This is a genomic window from Actinomadura chokoriensis, assembly GCF_039529475.1.
Lineage (GTDB): Bacteria > Actinomycetota > Actinomycetes > Streptosporangiales > Streptosporangiaceae > Spirillospora > Spirillospora bangladeshensis.
Window position 1 is genome coordinate 1 of sequence record NZ_BAAAMW010000052.1, and the last position, 16,678, is coordinate 16,678.

Annotated in this window: 16 protein-coding genes; 8 read left to right on the forward strand and 8 right to left on the reverse strand. The window is 67.8% G+C overall.

Annotated features, from left to right (window positions below):
- The coding region (locus tag ABFX46_RS42625) for an NUDIX domain-containing protein (RefSeq protein WP_346050233.1) at positions 1 to 275 on the reverse strand (275 nt) is incomplete at its 3' end.
- Between the two features lie 992 nt (positions 276 to 1,267).
- Positions 1,268 to 1,552, reverse strand: coding sequence for a hypothetical protein (locus ABFX46_RS42630; protein WP_346050235.1), 285 nt, complete (start codon positions 1,550 to 1,552; stop codon positions 1,268 to 1,270).
- A 412-nt stretch (positions 1,553 to 1,964) separates the two neighbouring features.
- Here ABFX46_RS42630 and ABFX46_RS42635 point away from each other — a divergent pair, with 412 nt between their 5' ends.
- Together ABFX46_RS42635 and ABFX46_RS42640 are read left to right on the forward strand one after the other, a co-directional pair.
- Entirely contained in the window at positions 1,965 to 2,186 is a 222-nt protein-coding gene (locus ABFX46_RS42635; protein WP_346049844.1) for a hypothetical protein, read from the forward strand.
- Between the two features lie 27 nt (positions 2,187 to 2,213).
- On the forward strand, positions 2,214 to 2,534 hold the full coding sequence (locus tag ABFX46_RS42640; RefSeq protein ID WP_346050237.1) for a hypothetical protein: 321 nt from the start codon (positions 2,214 to 2,216) through the stop codon (positions 2,532 to 2,534).
- A gap of 666 nt (positions 2,535 to 3,200) precedes the next feature.
- Here ABFX46_RS42640 and ABFX46_RS42645 read toward each other — a convergent pair.
- On the reverse strand, positions 3,201 to 3,515 hold the full coding sequence (locus ABFX46_RS42645; RefSeq protein WP_346050239.1) for a transposase: 315 nt from the start codon (positions 3,513 to 3,515) through the stop codon (positions 3,201 to 3,203).
- Between the two features lie 579 nt (positions 3,516 to 4,094).
- Here ABFX46_RS42645 and ABFX46_RS42650 point away from each other — a divergent pair.
- Positions 4,095 to 5,330: a SpoIIE family protein phosphatase gene (locus tag ABFX46_RS42650; protein WP_346050241.1), complete on the forward strand. Its 1,236-nt coding sequence runs from the start codon at positions 4,095 to 4,097 to the stop codon at positions 5,328 to 5,330.
- 474 nt (positions 5,331 to 5,804) lie between these two features.
- On the opposite strand, the gene ABFX46_RS42655 is transcribed toward ABFX46_RS42650, so the two are convergent.
- Together ABFX46_RS42655 and ABFX46_RS42660 are read right to left on the reverse strand one after the other, a co-directional pair.
- Positions 5,805 to 6,458, reverse strand: coding sequence for a BON domain-containing protein (locus ABFX46_RS42655; RefSeq protein ID WP_346050243.1), 654 nt, complete (start codon positions 6,456 to 6,458; stop codon positions 5,805 to 5,807).
- Between the two features lie 198 nt (positions 6,459 to 6,656).
- A complete protein-coding gene (locus ABFX46_RS42660; protein WP_346050245.1) occupies positions 6,657 to 7,502 on the reverse strand; it encodes a universal stress protein in 846 nt (281 codons plus the stop codon).
- Between the two features lie 801 nt (positions 7,503 to 8,303).
- Here ABFX46_RS42660 and ABFX46_RS42665 point away from each other — a divergent pair.
- Both ABFX46_RS42665 and ABFX46_RS42670 read left to right on the forward strand, forming a co-directional pair.
- Positions 8,304 to 9,254, forward strand: a complete 951-nt coding sequence (locus ABFX46_RS42665) for an ABC transporter ATP-binding protein (RefSeq protein WP_346050247.1) — start codon at positions 8,304 to 8,306, stop codon at positions 9,252 to 9,254.
- Complete coding sequence (locus ABFX46_RS42670; protein ID WP_346050249.1) at positions 9,244 to 10,218, forward strand: ABC transporter permease; 975 nt, start codon at positions 9,244 to 9,246, stop codon at positions 10,216 to 10,218. The genes ABFX46_RS42665 and ABFX46_RS42670 overlap by 11 nt, the downstream gene beginning before the upstream one ends.
- Before the next feature lie 259 nt (positions 10,219 to 10,477).
- Here the strand turns inward: ABFX46_RS42670 and ABFX46_RS42675 are convergent, their stop codons facing one another.
- Positions 10,478 to 11,536 (reverse strand): NAD(P)-dependent alcohol dehydrogenase, encoded by a 1,059-nt coding sequence (locus ABFX46_RS42675; RefSeq protein WP_346050251.1) that lies wholly within the window; start codon positions 11,534 to 11,536, stop codon positions 10,478 to 10,480.
- Positions 11,537 to 12,235: 699 nt separating this feature from the next.
- On the opposite strand from ABFX46_RS42675, the gene ABFX46_RS42680 reads away from it, so the two are divergent.
- Positions 12,236 to 13,339 (forward strand): acetate/propionate family kinase, encoded by a 1,104-nt coding sequence (locus ABFX46_RS42680; protein ID WP_346050253.1) that lies wholly within the window; start codon positions 12,236 to 12,238, stop codon positions 13,337 to 13,339.
- An 81-nt stretch (positions 13,340 to 13,420) separates the two neighbouring features.
- Here ABFX46_RS42680 and gap read toward each other — a convergent pair whose 3' ends face one another.
- Positions 13,421 to 14,419 carry a type I glyceraldehyde-3-phosphate dehydrogenase gene (gap, locus tag ABFX46_RS42685; RefSeq protein ID WP_346050255.1) on the reverse strand — a complete coding sequence of 333 codons (999 nt, stop codon included), beginning with the start codon at positions 14,417 to 14,419 and terminating at the stop codon, positions 13,421 to 13,423.
- Between the two features lie 174 nt (positions 14,420 to 14,593).
- On the reverse strand, positions 14,594 to 15,454 hold the full coding sequence (locus ABFX46_RS42690) for a universal stress protein (RefSeq protein WP_346050257.1): 861 nt from the start codon (positions 15,452 to 15,454) through the stop codon (positions 14,594 to 14,596).
- 255 nt (positions 15,455 to 15,709) lie between these two features.
- On the opposite strand from ABFX46_RS42690, the gene ABFX46_RS42695 reads away from it, so the two are divergent.
- On the forward strand, positions 15,710 to 16,393 hold the full coding sequence (locus ABFX46_RS42695; protein WP_346050259.1) for a DUF4389 domain-containing protein: 684 nt from the start codon (positions 15,710 to 15,712) through the stop codon (positions 16,391 to 16,393).
- A 91-nt stretch (positions 16,394 to 16,484) separates the two neighbouring features.
- On the forward strand, positions 16,485 to 16,678 hold a 194-nt coding region (locus tag ABFX46_RS42700), incomplete at its 3' end, for an alcohol dehydrogenase catalytic domain-containing protein (protein WP_346050261.1).

Genomic DNA, 16,678 nt, shown 5'->3' on the forward strand with positions numbered 1-16,678 from the left:
GCCGGGTCCTCTCCGGGGTCGGCGTACCCGCCGGGCACCTCCCAGTCCCAGCGGTCGATGATGAACCGGTGCCGCCAGATGAGCAGGATGTTCTCGCCGGCCTCATCCAAGACGGCGGTCATGACGCGACGGGGCAGACGTATGACGTACTGGTCGAAGTGGACGCCGTTGGGGAGTTCGACGCTCGCCACCGACAAGCGGATGTGACGGCTCTCGTCGACCACCCGCTCGCCGTGGATGGTCCACTTCGTTTGCTCGGTCGGATTCTGCGACACGGCCAGACGGTACCGCCTGAGCCCCGTCGGCCGGCGCCCAAGGGGGGCGGTAGAGGAGGCACCATGGCGCGGCTCGCTGCGGCGCCGTCCAGCACGGCCCGGGGTCCTCCAGCCCTGTCTTGACGAACCCGTGGGTGCCGGAGCGGTCGCCGTAGAAGAGGGCTTCGGCGTGGGTCATAACCAACTCGTCGTCGGCGGCGTACACCACATGGGCGCGGCAGCCGCCCGGCAGATGGCGGTGCCTTTCGCGCCGCTGGCGTCCTTGGAGGCCCAGCGTCGGCGTCCCTCCGGTCTGCCAGGCCCGCCTCCACCGGTTCACCGGCATCCAGGACACCCGGAACCGGCGCCCGATCTGCGTGTCAGACAGGCAGCCCTGCTCGAACAGCCCGGCTGCCCCTCGCCGCAGCGCCTCCCGCCGCCCCCGCTCCACAGCGGTCAACCCGCCGCCCTCGCCATACCGCATCCACCAGAGGTAACCCGCCCCACCCGGCAGACCAGTCACCATCAGGACACAGTCGGTAACTCCAGCTATTGAAGCGAGAGGCGCGGTCCGGGTTGGTGCGAGCTTTCCCGCGCTCAGGTCCCGTGACGGGCGTGGCCCGAAGCTGAGCGGGAACAGCCTGGCCGGGGAACCGGTCTCCGACGCGGCCGTCACGGCCAAGGAGACTGGGCCTTCGTGGCCTCACGGTGGCACGATGGACGACATGAGCAACCCCCGCACCGCGTGGGCCTGCCGCTGTGGCCCGCCGATTGTGGGCGCGGATCCGGCCGACCTGAATGAGGAGCCGCGACGCCATGTCACCTACAGTGAGGGCAGATCCGAGCCTTGCGTACCTCGGGGCGGCGACGGCTGCGAGACGATGCACCCGGCGGGACGGCTGAAGCCAGCATCGGCCGAGTACCGTCTAGAACCTCGGAAGACGGAACCGCTGGTGCTGGTTCCCTCGGCGTACTGAGGGCTCGACCCGCTGCGGGGTGGGGCGGCTTGGGGATCAGGTTTCGTCACCCTGACGGTCGACCGGCTGGCCCAGCACCGTCCGCTGCCGCCCGACCGACCCGACCACGAGCAGGCCGGCGCCGACCAGCGCCAGCGCCGACGCCAGCGCGCGGGTCACGGACCGGACGGCGTCGCAGTCGCCGGGCGGGGGCGTCAAGGTCTGCTCGGAGCGCGGCGCGAACGCCGACCCGCAGGAGGTGCCTTGGCTGCTCAGGGGTGTGAAGCCGAAGATGAGCCCGGCGACTAGGAGCGCGGCACCGACGAGGGGGAGGGTCTTCATGGCGCCCACCTTGGCAGGCGGCCACCGCGGGCCGGTGGTCCTGGCCGCATACAGCCAGCTGCGGAGCCCATAGATCGGTTCGCCGTCCCCAAGCGGGAGAGGTACCGCGCCTGGGAACCACAGACGCCCCCAACCCCTTGTGGGTTGCAGCGAGGCCGTCAGCGGCCACTGCCACATGGCAGTACACGGAGCACCTCAAACTGTCGTCATGCCATCCCCGACACGGCGTATGCCGCTGCCGATAGTCCTCGTCTGTTGCTTCGCTGTCGCTGCCATCGTGGGTACCCTCGCGCTCGCCTGGCCCAACAACTCGACCACGTCGGACCCAGTACCGGCATGGGCGGCTTCACCTGCTTCTCCCCGCCCCAGCTACGACCAGGCGACAGTCAGTGCCTGCGCGTACGCCCAACAGGTGGAAACCGCAGTCACCGGTCAGCGGGACGCGCAGATCGTTCCCTCACTCGGGGTGAAGGCGCGGGAGAGCGCGACAATCAGTGACGTCGGAGCCCTCCGCGACCTGGCCGCGCAATTCGAAGAGGCTGCCGTCGACACCAAGATCGGCAGGTTGGAGGCGGCCAACGTCGCCCTGAAAATCTTCCAATGGTGCGAGGGACACGGGCTTGGCACGAGATAGGCGGCTCGACCAACGCAGGATGGACGCATGATCGTCCGTGTCGTCTCTGGCCAAGGTGTCCTCTGCGACCGCCAGACCCTCACCGACGAGCACCAGCGCCCCGTCGCGACCATCCACGCCCGCTGCGCCCCCGTGTCAGGCGACTGGGGCGCCATCAGGTCCCACACGCCGCTCGCGCAGACCTGGCTGGCGCTGGACGCACCGAAATTCGGGCAGGCGGGCACATCCATTCCGGCGAGTCTGGAGTGCGATACCATCGCGACCATCTGCGGCGGCGCCTACAGCCAGAACAAGATCCGCGCCAAGCAGCAGCGGCGGTGCAGTCTTCATTGGCTTCCAGTTCGCTAGTTCCTACAATACGATCGCGGGCCTCGGCATTCCCGGAGCGATCGACGGCACCTTGGATGTCGCCCAATCCGGCCGCACCTTCAGAGCGACGCTGCACGCGGACAAGTATCCGTCGTGGGAGTTCCTGCGAATCCCGCACTAAACCACCAACGCCATGAACTCGATACTGTTCTTCGGCGGTCGCCGTTTAGAAGACCTCGAGTACCTGTGCACCCGATGCCATGGGCAGTCGACCATCACCTATCAGGAGTAGGCGCACCCGCGTGAGCTCGAACGAGAGGACGCCCGGCCGCACCGGATACCCGGAACCCCCGCCCGCGAGCCCCCGGTACGCGGGATGGATTGTTCTGACTGCGTTCCTGTCGTTCGTGTTCAGTGTCCCGCTCCTGTATTTCCTGGCTGGCGGCCCGGCGGTCGTCAGCGCGCTCCTGGCGCTCTGGGTTGCCGTCGGGCTCAAACGCCGCGCGAGGCGCCGCGGCCGACGACGCCGTTGTGGGTGGTACTGGTCGGCCTTTTGCCCACCCTGCTCCTGTGGCTGCTGGTCCTTCCCCGCCTCATATCAAGAGGACTCTTCGACTGATGATGACCCCGAGCAGAACCGCAGTGCCCCATATCCTAGTACGGTTCTGATCCAATTGTTGTGGACCGATGACTCCGAGTGAGTCATCAGTCAGCGTGGAGGATCTGGAGGCGGAGGAGATCGAAGGATGCTCGCCCATAGCCATCCCTTTTGATGCGCTTGATCCGGTTCACATTGCCCTCGACACGGCCGGAGTTCCATTCCATGCTCAGGCCCGCCGTCACCGCGTCGAAGTCTTGGCGTATGCCGTTGACGAGGCTTTTCAGGGACGGGAAGCCAGTGGCTGCAGCCTGATCGAGCCAGTCGCGCAGCCGGTGTCCGTCCAGTTCGGCCATCATCTGTGCGAAGGACTCCACGCAGGTGGCGACGGCTTCCAACTCCGGGCAGCGTGCCAGCAGCATCTTCAGCCCGCGCTGGCCGAGATTCCTCCATGGCCGGGTGGCGCAGTCGGTGGATGCTTCGGAGATTGACCCGACCAGAATTCGGTTCCCGATCTGGAAGTGCCCGCCAGGGTGGTAGGGGACGAGTCAACCCGCTGGCAACTCGGCGAGTTGACCATCGGGCGTGTGCCCTCGTCTCGAGGGAAGTCGTAGAAGCCGCGGAGCATGGGCTCGCCGGGGCCGTAAGGCTCGGCGCGTACGTAGGGCCGGGCACCGGCTTACCGGTCACGGGATCCGGGGCCGCCGACACCGCTCGGCTAACGGGCACATCGTTGCTCTCGACCAATGAACCGGACCCGCCGCACCATCAAGACGCCAGATCCCGACTCGTGCGCGGAGGGTGACCGAGGCGCAGGCCGCGCCACGGTGACGCCCGGCGAGGCGGAGGAGCCGCGAGTCGCCAACTGTAGTCACAGAAGACTGGTCTCCTTGACGACGAGGCGTCGTCAGCTGGCGTAACGCTGGCTGTGTGGGGCAGATGGGAGAGCGTGGGCAGGGGAAGCACGGGCAGAGCGGGTGACGAGGGATATGTTGCCGTCGGTGGATTACGCGGCGGTGTTCGCCGCGACGCCCCACCCGTGTCTGGTGTTGGGTCCGGATCTGGTGATCGTGGATGTGAACCGGGCGTATCTGGAGGTGGCCGGGCGGGTCCGTGAGGATCTGGTCGGGCAGCATGTCCTTGCGGTGTTCCGCGGCAACCCGTCCGATCCCGAGAGCAGCGAGGGGCAGAATCTGAGCTCCTCGCTGCACCGGGTGCTGGCCACCGGGGAGCCCGACAGCATGGAGCTGTACAGGTACGACATTCCGGTGGCGGATGAGCCGGGCGGGTTCGTCGAGCGGTGGTGGTCGCAGGTGAACACCCCGGTGCCCGGCCCGGACGGGCGGGTCGCGTGGATCACCCTCCAGGTCGAGGATGTCACCGGGTATGTGAAGGCCTACCAGAGCGCGCATCCGGGGGCCGGGGCCGGTACTTGCCCGAAGTCCGCGCAGGTTCTTGAGACCGAACTGCATGCGCGGGCGCGGGAGCTGCGGCGGCTGAACGAGGAACTGCGCCGGGCCCACGCGCGTGAACGCCGGGTGGCCCTGACCCTGCAGGAATCCGTGCTCCATGCGCCCGACCTGAGCCATCACGGTGATATGGCGGTCCGGTATCTGCCGGCCGCCCAGGGCATGCATGTGGGCGGAGACTGGTATGACGTGGTGGACATCCCACCCGACCGGGTCGCCTTGGCGGTCGGTGACGTCGTCGGGCACGGGATTGAGGCGGCCGCCGTCATGGGCATGCTGCGCAGCGCGCTCAGCGCCGCAGTGCGTGCTCTGGCACGCGCCGCTCAGTCGTTGGAGGTCTTGGGCCTGTACGCGCGGGTGGTGGAAGGAGCGCTCGGCGCCACCGCCGTCAAGGCGATCGTCGACACCCGCAGCCGGCTGATCAGTTACAGCAGTGCCGGGCATCCGCCGCCCGTCCTGGCACACCCCGACGGCGGATGCGAACTGCTGGACCAGGCCACCGACCCGCCGCTGGGCGTCCGGCCGGAGCATGTGCCCCGTCCTCAGGCCACCATCCAGTACCGGCCCGGCGACACGCTTGTGCTGTACACCGACGGGCTCATCGAACGTCGTGGCGAGGACATCGACACTGGCCTGAACCGGCTCACCGACGCCCTCACCGAATGCGTGCAACTGGACACCGAGGAACTTGCCGACACCCTGCTGGCCCGCCTCGGCGTCGCGGGGGGCGGCGCCGACGATATCGCCTTGATCGTCGCCCGGCTGTGACCGGGCCGTCCTCATCACCGAGCGCGGTGTCGACTGTTCCGTTGTTCTCGCGCCTGACGGAATACGACACAGAGCCGAAACCGGAACGAAAAATCGCGTTAGGCGGTTGCTTGAAACAGTGCTGCAGGCCCCGCCGTAACGGCAGCCCTGCCATACCGGTCCTGAAACTCTGCGGCTGGACAACATTTCCAGGAAGCCGCCGCTGACTCGCCACCGAGACCTATAACGCGATAACGCCAGAGCCGAGACGCCATGGGCTAAGGGAATCAAGCCGGTCACCGCCCGCCGCACGGTCGAGGGTCTAGTGTCCACCGGTATGCCGGTGACCGCCCCGTCGCCCGGCCACCGGGGCACCGCGTCACCGTACTCTCGAGCACGGTGAGCACCGAAGTGGGGCTCGGCTCGGACCCGTGCGCCTCTGCCGAGAGCGAGCCGCTCATCGGCGCTGACGTTTCGGGCTGCTCGCCCTGGGTGCTACCGCGCCGCCGGACCCGCGCGCCGGGGGTGCGGGCGGGTGCTGTCGTCCTCGTCATAGTCGAGTTCGTTGATTACCTGAATGACGCCGTAGACGGAGGCTGTCAGGCGTTCGGCGATCGGGACGAGACTCGCCAGCGGTACGCGGCCGCGCAGTGTGACCACACCGTCGCGCACGTCAACCTCCACCTCGGCGGGGTCGAGCCACAGACTCTGGATGATGATCTCGTGGGTCACCTCGTTGTGGATTTGCGCGTCCGATCTCAAGAAGACGCTCAGCAGGTCGGCGCGGCTGACGATGCCCACGGGCCGGCCATCGGGGTCCACGACCGGGAGCCGCTTGAAGCCGTGGCGGCATATTGATCGGGCTGCTTCGGTGACCGTGGTTCCCGCAGTCGTGGTGACGGCGGGTGAACTCATGGCCTCCCCAGCCGTGAAGGCTTCAGACCGTTCCAGCATGGTGCGTTGGTCCCGACCCGGCCTGGCGCCCTGGGCGGCAGCCGCCCTACGGAGTAGGTCAGCTTCGGTGACCACGCCGATGACGTGTCTCTGCGCATCCACAACGGGGACCCCGCTGATCCGGTGATTGGCGAGAGTTGTGATGACCTCCTTGAACGAGGCGTCAGACGGCACTGTCACGACATCGGATGTCATGACCGTTTCCACTGTCGGGCGCTTCATCTGGCTTGGCCCTTTCTTCCAAGATCGGCCCTTCGTAATCAAGCCTGATCGGACCGTACTAGCCGTACCAGAGTTGGAGGTCCCGAAACCCCTGACGAAAGTCCTGCCGGTAGCGGCACACGGGGGGATGAGTATGCAGGGGGACAGAGCATGAGCCGACGGGGGTGGAGATCAGCGGGCAGGAACGATCGCGACCGGGCACTGGGCGTGATGCAGGACTCCGTGGCTGACGGAACCGAGTTGAGGGGAGCTCCAGCGCCAGTCGTGGGCGCCGACCACCAGCAAGCGGGCCGTGCGCGAAGCCTTGGACAGTGCGGCCACGGGGTGTTCCAAGACGATTTCGACGACTACGTCGACTCCGCGGTATCGATGCTGTAGTGGCTGGTAGGCGGTTATGACCTCCTTCCTCAGCTCCGCCTCGATCTGCTCGGCGTCGGCGTAACCGGCCTCAATGAAGGTCGCGAGCGTCTGCCACGCGTGGACAACGCGGAGTCGGGCATGGTGGAACTCGGCGGCCTCGAAGGCGTAGTCGAGGATTTCGCCGGCATCCCGTACCGGGTCGATGCCCACGAGGATTTCACCGTCATTGAAGGCGTCCTCGCGCACGACCACCACCGGGATGGTGGAGTGCTCGGCCATGCGCAGGCTCGTGGAGCCCAGCAGCAACCCGGCGAAACCGCCTTGGCCGCGACTTCCCAGCACGAGCTCGAACGCCTCCTCCGACTGCACGCTCAGAGCCTTCCACGGCTCCCCGTTCGCCAGAGTGGTCGTCGTGACAAGGCCCGGCCACCTGTCCTGGACGCGTTCGAGAGCGGCCGTCAAGACCATTCCGCCTGCACGGGTCATGGACTCGGCGGCCTCGTCTGGTGAGACGCGCGCCTTCTCCTGCGACCAGCTTCCGACGGTGTGGACGATCTTCAGTGGACGTTCCCGCGCGGCGGCTTCGGCGGCGGCCCAATCGAGGGCGCGTGCCGACTCATCGGAACCATCGGTGCCGACGACGATCGGTGCGGACAACGGGCTCCCCCCATTTCAATCTTCGCGGCGACCGGCAAGATCGAGCCGCGAGATTCGCACACTGCCCTGGCCGTTCGGCCGCCGGCGCCTGACCGGCCGCTGCGAACGCCACGGCCATGAGCTCATCCTCCGGAACTCGGGCGATGAGGTGACGGCACGAGATCTTCCTTCCCCGGTTGGCCCACGGCCAACTCAGGCCCTGTGGTCGTGGAATAGGGAAGCCTCACAGGCTCCCGGGCCCGATGCCGCGCGCTTCGTGCCCGGCACCGCCTGACCTCCGGACGCCGCAGTTAGCGTCACCACCGCCGGAGGCACGCCGTTCTGCCCCACAACTTGTAAATCGCCATGGCGAATCACTGTCTGCGAGCCGCCATCTGTGGCCGACGTCGACCTTGCAGGACCCGGCTCCGCGCCGATGAGGGACTGGCCGTGTTGACGGGGTGCGACTGAGTCGCAGCCCGGTCTGCGGTCAGGTCGTGGTAGCGCCTTCGGCCCTCGCCGCCCCGTTGAGCCAGTAGGTGGCGCCGCCAGACGATCAGGGAGACACCGAGTAGGGCTGCGAGCCGCGTCGTGCGCAACTTCCAGAGTAGGCAATCGCCGAGGCATCATCGCCGACCAGTTCACGGACGCGCAGGCGATGACCGGTTGCTGCTAAAGCGGCTACGTAACCGCTGCTGGGACAATCCATGGCGCCCGTGGCCAGCGGGATGACGAAGACAGGGTTCTGGGCTCAACGCCGCAGGGGCTTCTGAGGACGTAAGGCCCTACGAGATCCCGTAGGCCGCTTGAATGATCGGCTGCATGGGAGTGGAGCGAGAAGCCCCGGTCATCTTCGTTGAGGACCTGCACATGTACTACGGCCGTTTCCATGCTGTGGACGGGCTGTCCTTCAGGGTGGAGCGGGGTGAGATCTATGCGCTGCTCGGCCCCAACGGAGCGGGCAAGACAACGACCGTGGAGATCCTTGAGGGACACCGGCGCCGCACGTCCGGTGAGGTGACGGTGCTCGGCCATGATCCGTGGCGGGGCGGCCGTCGGCTCCGTGAACGCGTCGGTATCGTGCTGCAGTCCGGTGGGTTCGACGCTGACTTGTCCGTGGGCGAGATGGTGCGTGTCTATGCCGGTCTGTACGCTCATCCGCGCGATGTCGGTGACACCATCGATCAGGTCGGTCTGGGCGGCAAGCAACGTGCCCGTGTCCGTACCCTCTCGGGAGGGCAACTGCGTCGGCTGGGCCTCGCCTTGGCGCTGATCGGTGATCCCGAGTTGATCTTTCTGGATGAGCCCACCACCGGTTTCGACCCCAGCGCCCGGCGGTCCGCCTGGGAGATGATCGGCCGCCTGCGTGATCTCGGCAAGACGGTCGTACTCACCTCCCACTACCTCGATGAGGTGCAGGAACTGGCCGATCGGGTCGGGGTGCTGAGCGCGGGCACTCTGATCGCGGAATCCACGCCGACCGAGTTGGGCGGGCGGGACCTGGCCGAGACGGTGATCAGTTTCCGGCTACCGGACAGAGCAGGCGACCTGCCGCGTGGCCCGTGGACGGAACCGGAAGCCCATGGTGATCTCGTGACGGTACGGACGGACCACCCGACCCGAGCCCTGTTCGCCCTCACGTCTTGGGTGATGGGACACGGCGAGGAACTGCGCGCGCTGACAGTCGCGCGTCCCTCGCTTGAGGATGTCTACCTCCAACTCACCGAGGAGACCCGCTCCGCCCGAACAGGGAGCGTACGCGATGCGAAATGACCGAATCCCGCGGGATGCGCTGCAGGGCAACCGACTTTCAGGCCCTAGGGCGGGCCGCTGTCGGAAGGGCTCGGCGGATGCGGCGAGCAAGCCCGGCGCAGTCTTGGCTCTCGGCCAGGCTCGCCTTCAGATACTGCTGCTGGTCCGCAGTCCACTGGCCTTCTTGCTGGCGCTCGTCATCCCGGTCTTCATCCTGCTGTGCCTCAATCTGCTGACGCCCGACACTGTGGCGGCGATGCCCCCGGGCGTGCACTACGCGCAGTTCCTCACCCCGGCGATCGGTGCCTTCTGCCTGCTGAACACCTGCTATGTCAACACCGTCACCGGGGTCGTGCTGGCTCGTGAGGAGGGCATACTCAAACGACTCCGCGGCACACCGCTGCCCGCCTGGGCTTACTTCGCCGGCCGGTTCGGGGCGGTAGTGGTGACCTCGGTCGCGGCGGCCGGGATCATCACCGGGCTGGGTGTGCTCATGTTCGACGCCACCATGGTGTGGGGCGCCTTCGGATACCTGCTGGCGACCATGGGGCTGGGTGTGATCACCTTCTTCCTGCTCGGCCTAGCGGTCTCGGTACTCGTCCCCAAGAGCGATACAGCTCTGCCAGTGGCGTATGGAACGCTGCTGCCGCTCGCCTTCATCTCCGATGTGTTCTTCTCCTCGGTGCACGCTCCGGACTGGCTGCACGACCTGGCCTCGTTCTTGCCAGTGGCACCAGTGGCCCGGGCGATGGAGGCGTGCTTCGAACCGGCGACCACCTCATGGCCGATGCCCGCAACCGGGCTGCTGTCCCTGCTGGGCTGGAACGCAGTGGCCCTCGTCCTCATCGCTACAGCGTTCCGCTGGGAACCGGGACCAGCCCGCCGCACTCGCCACCGCTCGGCCCCCAATCGACGCACTCGTCCCAGCTCCCGTCCCAGCTTCCGACGGCACGGCAGGGAAGCGAAGGCGCCATCTGATGATTGAAGATCGCGTTGAGATACGGCAGGTAGCGGTGGGGCTGCTCAACCCGCCCTTGTGAGGCTAGGGGCGTCGATCAGGAGCGCTGGGTCGATGCAGACGCCGGTCCGTGCGTTGTCCGCCATCACCCGGCGGTCTCGCCCGTGCCCGCGGCGATCCCCTCTATCTCGTCAGCGTTCTGGCCGCGACTGACCGCACCGTCCTGGACCGGGCCGCCCACCGTACGACCAGCAGCTGGTTCGGGTCGGCATCGTCCACGCGTTCGTTACTGGTGTTGGGAAGGAACGATCACTGCCCGTCCGGTGAGCTTTCCATCCCGCATCTGCCGGTAGGCGTCCATTGCTTGGTCCAGAGGGAACTGGACGATATCGGGTCGCAGCAGCCCGCGTGCGCCCAGATTGAGGACCTCGACGAGTTCGGGCCTGGTGCCCCAGTAGGTCGTCTGCAGGGATACCTCATAGGGAACGGAGAAGAAGGACAGCGGCAGGGTGCCCCCACCGAGGCCGACGATGGTGACGTCCCCGAGCGTCCGGGCGGCGGCCGCCGCCATGGCGAGGGTCGCGTCCGCGCCGACGAAGTCCAGAACGACGTCCGCGCCGTGCTCCCCGGTCGCGTCGCGGATGCTCGCGGCCGTACTGTCGTTGGACGGGATGGCAAGGTCAGCGCCGTTCTTCAGCGCGAGGTCGAGGGCTTCGGTGCGTGTGTCGACGGCGATGACCGTCGCAGCGGTGGTGGCCTTGAGGATCTGGATGGCCAGGTGTCCCAGCCCGCCGGTGCCGATCACGACCGCGGTCGCGCCGGGCGGCAGTTTCGCCCAGGATCGGCGGATGGCGTGGTAAGGCGTGAGGCCGGCGTCGGTGAGCGGTGCCGCGACCGCGGGGTCCAGGCCGTCGGGCAGCGGAATGAGGAAACGCGCGTCGGGAACGAGCATGTACTCGGACATGCCGCCGTCGAGGCCGAGTCCGCCGCCGCCGGACGGCACGGGCGCGTTGGCCGGATCCTCGCAGTAGTTCTCCGCGCCGGGGCGGCAGCGCGCGCACGTCCCGCAGCCCCACGGCCCGTAAACCGCGACAGGTTGCCCGACCTGGAGGCCGGACACGCCGTCACCGAGTGCCACCACCCATCCGGCGTTCTCATGCCCCAGGGTGAACGGAGGTCCCCAGGGGAGTTGCCCGCCCTCGAACTCGTGCATCAGGTGCAGGTCCGAGTGGCATGCCCCTGCGCCGCCGACCCGGATGACGACCTGCCCGGCGCCGGGCTCGGGATCGGGAACGTCGATCAACACTGGATCGGACTTCCATTCCAGCAGTCGCAATGCTCGCATCGTCATTTCTCCTTCCCTCGCTTACCAGGGAGTACTTCGTCACTCCGTGTGCGCAACGGACGAAGGTCCCGTCCGGAACCCGGGTGGTGAGTTGGAGTGCACGTGCCCTCCTCCTCGGCCCGTATGCCGGCCTGCGGGGTAAAGGTCCTGAGAGGAGGATCCGTCGGTGCTGCGGCGTGTGACCTTCGGCCCTGACATCTCGGGCGACACAGGTGATGTGTTGAGACCAACGGACTGGGAGGAGGAACGGTGATGCCCAGAGTCATGAGAGTTGCGTGGACGGCCGACACGCCGAGGTCGTGAACCGCCGCGCACGATGATGGTGCGGTGCTGTCGAACCTGCACGTCAACGGCTACAAGATTGCGGCTGTGCTCGACGAGGCGCTCGAGCGCGGAGCTGGAGGCCTGGTCGCGCGCATCTGGTCCTAATGATCTGTTAGACGATGGCGGACGCCCGATGAAGGCGCTGTACGAACTGGTACCAGTCTGGCGCCAGCGATGAGCGCCGACCCGCACAGTAACGGCGGCCTGCCGCTGCACCTGCTTGGCCGGCCCGACCCCCGGTACGCGCGCTGGGCCGGCGGACGAGCATGGCACGGTCAACGCGGGGCCGATCGGGGGCTCGGCTGCTGTCTGCACGATGTGGCCGCCGCCGGTCCGGCCACGCCCGCGAGCAGGACAAATCCCGAAGGAGTATCGATGCGGATCCTCACGGTTAACCCTGGCTCCAGCGCCGTCAAGTTGAGCTTGGTGGAGCCCGACGACACCGTACGCGCGCACATTGAACTGTCCACCGATGGCGCCGATCGTGAAGGGGAACGCGTACTCGCCTCCGTGGCCCGTCTGCCTCGCCCGGAGGCGGTCGGCATACGTTTCGTCCACGGCGGCCGCGACTACACGCATCCAGTGTTGATCGACGACCAGGTCACCGAACGGCTCCATGGCCTCATCGACCTGGCGCCGCTGCACCAGCCGATGTCACTGTACGCGCTGGGCGAGATTCGCCGAATGTTTCCCGACCTCCCCGTGGTGGCCTGCTTCGACACCGCGTTCCACGCCACGCTCCCCGAGGCCGCGGCCACCTATGCGCTCCCCGCCGAATGGCGCGAGGGATTCGGCCTGCGCCGATACGGCTTCCACGGGCTATCCCATGCCCACGCCACGTGCCGCGCAGCCGGACTACTCCAAGCCGACACCGCCGGCCTGCGACTCGTTGTATGTCATCTGGGCTCGGAGGCGTCCCTGGCGGCGGTGGCGGGCGGCCGGTCGGTCGACACCACGATGGGCTTCACTCCGTTGGACGGCCTGGTCATGGCCACCCGCGCGGGCTGCCTGGACCCGGGTATCCCACTGTGGCTGCTGGCGCACGGAGTCTCGACCGCGGAGCTGCGCGACGCGCTCGAACACCGTTCCGGACTGCGCGCCCTGGCCGGGACCGGTGACATGCGCCGGCTGCGAGCCCGCGCCACGGCCGGCGACGAGGTCGCGGTCTCGGCGCTGGCGGTCTACCACCACAGGCTGCGCGGTTGCGCGGCCGCGATGACCGCCGCGCTGGGCGGCCTCGATGCGTTGGTGTTCACCGGCGGGATCGGTGAACATGACGCCGAGACCCGTCGGCGGCTGGTCGCCGACCTCGCCTACCTCGGCACTGAGATCGATCCCGAGCTCAACGCCGCCGCCCGCGGCGACGCTGTGATCAGCCCGCCCGGTGCAGCGGTGGCGACGATCGTGGTGTCGGCACGTGAGGACCTGGAGATCGCTGCGGGTACCCGCTCGGTCCTGAGCCGGAGCGAACAGCCCTGAGACACAGGTCCCGGCGCCGGCCCGTGCGGCCCGGGGAAGCGGGCCGGGAACGAAACAGCGGTGGAGATGATCGAAACGCCGTCAGAGGCGGGCGGCGACGTGGTCGACGAGGTCGGCGAGGCGGCAGGTGTAGCCCCACTCGTTGTCGTACCAGCCGAACACCTTCACCAGGTCGCCGCTGGACTGGGTGAGCGGGGCGTCGAAGACGCAGGAGGCCGGGTCGCCGATCACGTCGCGGGACACGATCGGATGCGTGTTGTACCGGATGATTCCGGCGAGGGGGCCGTCGGCGGCCCGTTCGAAGGCCTCGTTGATCTCGTCGGCGGTCGCCGGGCGGTCGAGCATGCAGGCGAGATCGACTAGGGATCCGTCCTCGACGGGCACGCGCAGGGCCATGCCGTCGAACCGTCCGGCCAGTTCGGGGATCACCGCGCCCACGGAGCGGGCGGCGCCCGTGCTGGTGGGGATCATGTTCACGGCAGCGGAACGCGCGCGGTGCAGGTCCTTGTGCGGTGAGTCGAGAAGGTTCTGGTCGTTGGTGTAGCCATGGATGGTGGTCATGTAGCCCTTGGCCACCCCGAACGTGTCGTGCAGCACTTTGGCCATGGGGGCGACGCAGTTAGTCGTGCAGGAGGCGTTGGAGATGACGGTGTGCCGGTCCGGGTCGTAGACGTGCTCGTTGACGCCCATCACGAGCGTGGCGTCGACGTCCTTGCCGGGGGCGGAGAGGATCACCTTGCGGGCACCGGACTTCAGGTGCGCGGCGGCGTCCTCGCGCCGCCGGAACCTGCCGGTGGACTCGACCACGATCTCGGCGCCGGCCGCGCCCCAGTCGAGGTCGGCGGGGTCGCGGTGGGCGGTGACCGGGATGCGGCGGCCATCGACGATCAGTGTTGCGTCGTCGTGCTCCACCGTCCGGCCGAGCCTGCCGTAGGTGGAGTCGTACATCAGCAGGTGCGCGAGCGTGGCGGCGTCGGTGACATCGTTGATCGCGGCGACCTCCTGGCCGCGCTCCAGCGCCAGGCGCAGGTAGTTGCGCCCGATGCGCCCGAATCCATTGATTCCTACCGGGATGGTCATCTCGTCTCCCATGGGTTGCGGGTGTCGGCTCAAGGACTCTCGCCGGCCGACATGGTTCTGCGACCCCTCCAGGCTCGGTGGAACCAAGTGGACGGCGCCAGGGACCTTCGTCGCAGTCTGCGTCCGCGGTGCTGCGCCGGGAAAACAGACCTTCGGCCCTAGAAGAGCGGAGCGCTACGGATGCCCCTTAGGCGCGCCGCGATGGTGAGCGATGACGATCGTGCAGGGCGCATGGTGGACCAGGTACTGGCTGACCGAGCCCAGCACCAGACTGCGGACTCCGCCGGCGCCGCGCGATCCGACGACCAGCATCCTCGCGTTCTGGGCGGCCTCCAGCAGCACGTCGCGGGGTTTGCCGGGACTCGTTTCCACCCGGCACCGGACCGACGGGTACCTGGCACCGAGCCTGTCGATGTCCAGGTCGAGTCCGGGTTCTGCCGGGTCGTTGCAGCCGGCGCCCGGTGGAAGGGCGCGCAGGACGATGAGCGGGGCGTTGTGCAGTTCGGCTTCCCAATAGGCGATCTTGAGCGCCTGCCGGGCCAGGTCGGAACCGTCGAACCCGGCCACGATGGGCGTTCCCGGTCGATGCGCGAGGGGAGGACGTGCGATCACGACCGGGCACAGGGCGTGCGCGGCGACACCGGCGCTCACCGAGCCCAGTACGTGGCCGATGGCGCCGTGCCCGCGTGAGCCGACGACGAGCAGGTCCGCCTGCGAGCTCGCGTTCCTCAACTCGGTCACCGGGAAGCCTCGGAGGAGCAAGGGGTGCACAGGGATTCCGTGTTCCCAGCGGCGGGCCATGGCGACGGCCTCGCCGAGGATGCGGCTCTCTCCGCTGCGGAACAGGTTGGCGGTCAGGTCGTCGATGCCCGCGTCCCACGGCGGACTCCAGACATCGCAGACGGTGACGGCGCAGTGCCGAAGCCGTGCCTCGGCGAGCGCCCATCCCAGCGCGAAGCGTGCGTCGTCGGAGTCGTCATAGCCGACGAGCAGGCCGGGCTCTCTCCAAGGTCTGGTGTCATGGTCAGCTCTCATCGCGCGTCCGCCGTTTCTGCTCACTGGGTCGGATGCCCCTCCAGACCTCAATGTCTCCGCTGGCAGTCCTTCCCTCTACCCCCGTAGGTCCGACTGGGCCGGGGACCAACGTCCCCCGAGACGCCAGGATGACCTAGGTCCCCGAAGGGAAGGGACCTATCTCCCTACAGTTCGGTGGCCGTGGCGACGACGGTCGCAGTAGGTGGTGCCCGGTCGTCACCGCATGGCCGGGGTGCTAGACCCATGGAGGCCGATATGAACGGTCGTGAGGCTCCGGTCCGGGTGGACGGTCGGCTGGATGAGCCGCTGTCGCGATGGCTGTGGCTGCTGAAGTGGCTGCTGCTGATTCCGCATTACATCGTGCTGTTCTTCCTCGGGATCGCGTTCGCGGTGCTGACCGTGGTCGCGTTCTTCGCGATCCTGTTCACGGGCCGTTATCCCCGGTCGATCTTCGAGTTCAACCTCGGGGTGCTGCGCTGGGCATGGCGGGTGGTCTTCTACGGGTACGGCGCGCTGGCGACCGACCAATACCCGCCCTTCACGTTGAAGGACGTCCCCGACTATCCGGCCCGCCTGGACATCGACTATCCGGAGCGGTTGTCGCGGGGGCTGGTGCTGGTGAAGTGGTGGCTGCTGGCGATCCCGCACTACCTGGTGATCGCCCTGTTCACCGGCGGCGGCATCGGCATCGGCTCAGACGATGGGAGCCGGAACGTGCCCGGCCTGGTCGGGGTGCTGGTCCTCATCGCGGCCGTCGCGCTGCTGTTCACCACGCGTTACCTGCGCGGTGTCTTCGGCTTCGTCATGGGCATGAACCGCTGGACGCTGCGGGTGGCCGCCTACGCATTTCTGATGACCGACCGGTACCCGCCGTTCCGGCTCGACATGGGCGGAGCGGAGCCGGCGATGCACACCGAGATGGCCGGGGAGGGACGTTAGCGCCCATGGCCCGGGACGTTGGCCACTGCCGGTGCCGTGCCGGTGAATTCGACTCTGAAGACCTCAGGCGAATCGATGGAGGAGGCGCATCATGCGAGCGCTGGTGTACCACGGCCCTGGAAACAAGGCGTGGGAGGAAGTGCCCAAGCCGCAGATCATCGAGGACGGCGATGCGATCGTGCGCGTCGACGCGGTGACCATCTGCGGGACGGATCTGCACATTCTCAAGGGCGATGTCCCGGCGGTGACCGACGGCCGGATCCTGGGGCATGAGGCGGTCGGGAC

Coding starts and splice junctions, on each gene's coding strand:
- ABFX46_RS42670 (WP_346050249.1), top strand. CDS start 9,244: ATGCGAAATGACCGAATCCCGCGGGATGCGCTGCAGGGCAACCGACTT.
- ABFX46_RS42675 (WP_346050251.1), bottom strand. CDS start 11,536: ATGCGAGCATTGCGACTGCTGGAATGGAAGTCCGATCCAGTGTTGATC.
- ABFX46_RS42680 (WP_346050253.1), top strand. CDS start 12,236: ATGCGGATCCTCACGGTTAACCCTGGCTCCAGCGCCGTCAAGTTGAGC.
- ABFX46_RS42630 (WP_346050235.1), bottom strand. CDS start 1,552: ATGAAGACCCTCCCCCTCGTCGGTGCCGCGCTCCTAGTCGCCGGGCTC.
- ABFX46_RS42645 (WP_346050239.1), bottom strand. CDS start 3,515: ATGCTGCTGGCACGCTGCCCGGAGTTGGAAGCCGTCGCCACCTGCGTG.
- ABFX46_RS42665 (WP_346050247.1), top strand. CDS start 8,304: ATGGGAGTGGAGCGAGAAGCCCCGGTCATCTTCGTTGAGGACCTGCAC.
- ABFX46_RS42640 (WP_346050237.1), top strand. CDS start 2,214: ATGATCGTCCGTGTCGTCTCTGGCCAAGGTGTCCTCTGCGACCGCCAG.
- ABFX46_RS42690 (WP_346050257.1), bottom strand. CDS start 15,454: ATGAGAGCTGACCATGACACCAGACCTTGGAGAGAGCCCGGCCTGCTC.
- ABFX46_RS42695 (WP_346050259.1), top strand. CDS start 15,710: ATGAACGGTCGTGAGGCTCCGGTCCGGGTGGACGGTCGGCTGGATGAG.
- gap (WP_346050255.1), bottom strand. CDS start 14,419: ATGACCATCCCGGTAGGAATCAATGGATTCGGGCGCATCGGGCGCAAC.
- ABFX46_RS42655 (WP_346050243.1), bottom strand. CDS start 6,458: ATGACATCCGATGTCGTGACAGTGCCGTCTGACGCCTCGTTCAAGGAG.